General features: G+C 60.0%; 4 protein-coding genes and 1 pseudogene. All 5 read right to left on the bottom strand.

Features of this window, described 5'->3' with window-relative positions:
* Positions 1–188: 188 nt before the first annotated feature.
* Positions 189–590 (bottom strand): annotated as a pseudogene (locus R6T97_RS00440) (3-hydroxyacyl-CoA dehydrogenase NAD-binding domain-containing protein); the annotation flags it as partial.
* Positions 591–593: 3 nt separating this feature from the next.
* Positions 594–845 (bottom strand): hypothetical protein, encoded by a 252-nt coding sequence (locus R6T97_RS00435; RefSeq protein ID WP_410347341.1) that lies wholly within the window; start codon positions 843–845, stop codon positions 594–596.
* Positions 845–1,375, bottom strand: a complete 531-nt coding sequence (locus tag R6T97_RS00430; protein ID WP_410347340.1) for a lipocalin family protein — start codon at positions 1,373–1,375, stop codon at positions 845–847. The genes R6T97_RS00435 and R6T97_RS00430 overlap by 1 nt, the downstream gene beginning before the upstream one ends.
* Positions 1,372–2,286 carry a 3-keto-5-aminohexanoate cleavage protein gene (locus R6T97_RS00425; RefSeq protein ID WP_410347339.1) on the bottom strand — a complete coding sequence of 305 codons (915 nt, stop codon included), beginning with the start codon at positions 2,284–2,286 and terminating at the stop codon, positions 1,372–1,374. The genes R6T97_RS00430 and R6T97_RS00425 overlap by 4 nt, the downstream gene beginning before the upstream one ends.
* 169 nt (positions 2,287–2,455) lie before the next feature.
* Positions 2,456–2,720 (bottom strand): aldo/keto reductase (locus R6T97_RS00420; RefSeq protein ID WP_410347338.1); only part of this gene is annotated, 265 nt, incomplete at its 5' end.

Genomic DNA, 2,720 nt, shown 5'->3' with positions numbered 1-2,720 from the left:
CTCGACAGCGATCGCGAACGCTACACGGTGGAGGTCAATACGCGCGAGCTGCAGCGCATCTTCGAAGAAGAGCGTAGCTTCGACACCGCCCGGGCCAGCCGCATGATCGACGAGATCCGCACCTGGGCGCCAGCGCGGTACAACAACCTGGAATCCGAATTCGTCAACGTTCTGTCCGAACGGATCCCCACGATCTGTTCGGGCCGCGTGGCGCAGCCTTGTAGCTGCGATGGTTTGAAACCGCTGGTCGAGGACCCGATGACCGCATCTTTCGGGCAGTGTTCCTGCAACGTCTGATAAACCTTGCGCTTCAACTCCAGCCGTTCGGGAACGCTTTCCTGCACCCATGCCACACCTGCCACGGCAGCCGACATTGTGTCATGAAAGCTCAGTTGCCCTTCGGCGGGCAATGCGACATCGGACAGCCCCGGCAAAGACCGGCGGGCGTTGTTCAGGACTTCGGTGATCTTGCGCTCGGCCTCTGGATCAGGGTCAAAGACCCGCACATCCCATCCCATCAACAAGAACCGTGCAGCCCAACCGCCACCAATCACACCACCGCCAATAATGGCTGCCGTCTGTCTTTTCATGTCTTAACCTGCAGGTTTGTCATCGGGGTGATCAAATTCGTCCGCCGGAACAGGCTCGCGGCGGATCGTCGGGTCACAGGCGACCATTGCCGTATTGCTGTCACGGATGATCAACCCACCCCGCGCACGGCAGTCTTCAAAGGACATGCGGTTCCCGATCACCATGAACTCGCGCATACCGCCCGCACTGCTTGTGACACTGCCACCTTCGCAAGCGGCCAGAGCCATAACGCTGCACAAAACCAAACGTTTCATCACTCAAACTCCTCCAGTCGGCCCAGATCATAGCCGTTGAATTCCAAAACATCACGCGCCGCTTCCAACCGGTCCGCACGAATATCCGGCGTGCGGTTCAAAATCCAGCCCGACCGCCCGTTGGGCGCGCCAACGACGGCCGTCCGGTAATCCTCATCCGTCCAAAGCACCCAGTAATCGGCGGCCACGAAAGGCACCGAGGGGAACCGCACCTTCAACCGGCCCGGCCCCACGATTTCGGCGGTGCCTGCAATGCGGGATGTTTCTTTGCCTGTCTCGTCACGGCAAATATTCAAAACAGAAAGCAGGCCATCCTCGCGCAAGCCATATTCGGCGGTGACCCCGACGCAGCCTGCCTGAAAAGGCACAGGATAGCGCGCAACTTCGTGCCAGACACCCAGATAGCGCGTCGGCTCGAATACCGCTTTGGAAGAAATCGGCACATCGGTATCACGGTAGACTGAAAACAGCCCGCCACTTCCTTGCGCCGCACAGCCTGCCAGAAGCAGGATCAAAGCCAATGCTCTCACTTGGCTACCAGCGCGCGCTTTGTCAGCCCCAGCTTCGTGCGGACCTCTGCGGGGCCGATGACCTTGGCGCCTAGGTTTTCCACGATGCCTGCGGCCCGTTCCACCAGTTGCGCATTGGTCGCCAAAACGCCGCGATCCAGCATCAGGTTGTCTTCCAGCCCGACCCGCACATGACCACCCGCAAGAACGGACGCGGCGACATAGGGCATCTGGCTGCGCCCCAGACCAAAGGCCGAGAACGTCCAATCGTCGGGCACGTTATTGACCATCGCCATAAAGGTATTCAGATCATCCGGCGCGCCCCATGGCACACCCATGCAAAGCTGGACCAATGCTGGGCTGTCCAGCACACCATCCTTGACCAACTGCTTGGCATACCAAAGATGGCCGGTGTCAAAGGCTTCGATCTCTGGCTTTACGCCCAGATCGGTCATCATCCGCCCCATCGCAACAAGCATTCCCGGCGTGTTGGTCATCACATAGTCGGCTTCCGCGAAATTCATGGTGCCGCAATCCAGCGTGCAAATCTCTGGCAGGCATTCGGCCACATGGGCCACACGCTCTGTCGCGCCAACCATATCCGTGCCGGCAATTACCGGCAAAGGGGCTTCGGTGCCGCCGAAAACGATATCCCCGCCCATCCCGGCAGTCAGGTTCAGCACGACATCGACGTCGGCATCGCGGATACGCTCGGTCACCTCGCGGTAAAGCGCGACATCACGTGAGGGGGCACCCGTTTCAGGGTCGCGCACGTGGCAATGCACGACAGCCGCACCCGCCTTGGCCGCATCAATCGCGCTGTCAGCGATCTGTTGCGGCGAACGCGGGACATGCGGGCTGCGGTCCTGTGTGGACCCGGAACCAGTGACGGCGCAGGTGATAAAGACCTCGCGGTTCATCTCGAGTGGCATTTGCATTCTCCCCCTGTGCAACTGGCTTGACCGGACACTTGCCCAAATCAGCGTACCACACAAGGCAGAATCCTGACAGATGGCAGGGCGCGCTGTTGCAGCCAGCACACCGCCCGCTGTTCAGGACTGCCATGGAAACGACAGGTAAGGTGGGTGCAACCCACCGCCTTTAATAGGGCATCGGATGCGCCCTATGCACCGTGTCGATCTCGGCAATTAACGTGTCCGACAGAACCACATCCCTGCCTGCAAGTATCTGGTTCAGTTGATCCGAGGTCGTCGCACCAAAGATCGCAGACACCGCGAATGGGCGGGTCCGTTGCCAAGCCATCGCCATATGCACAGGGTCCAACCCATGTTTTTCCGCCAGATCAAGATAGGCCTGCACGATCGGCCAGAGCCGGTCATTCACGCGCCCGCCAAGATCACCGTTG

The sequence above is a fragment of the Yoonia sp. genome, assembly GCF_046498525.1.
Classification (GTDB): domain Bacteria; phylum Pseudomonadota; class Alphaproteobacteria; order Rhodobacterales; family Rhodobacteraceae; genus Yoonia.
Note: the sequence above shows the minus strand (reverse complement) of the source record. Positions and strands in the feature narration are given on the sequence as shown.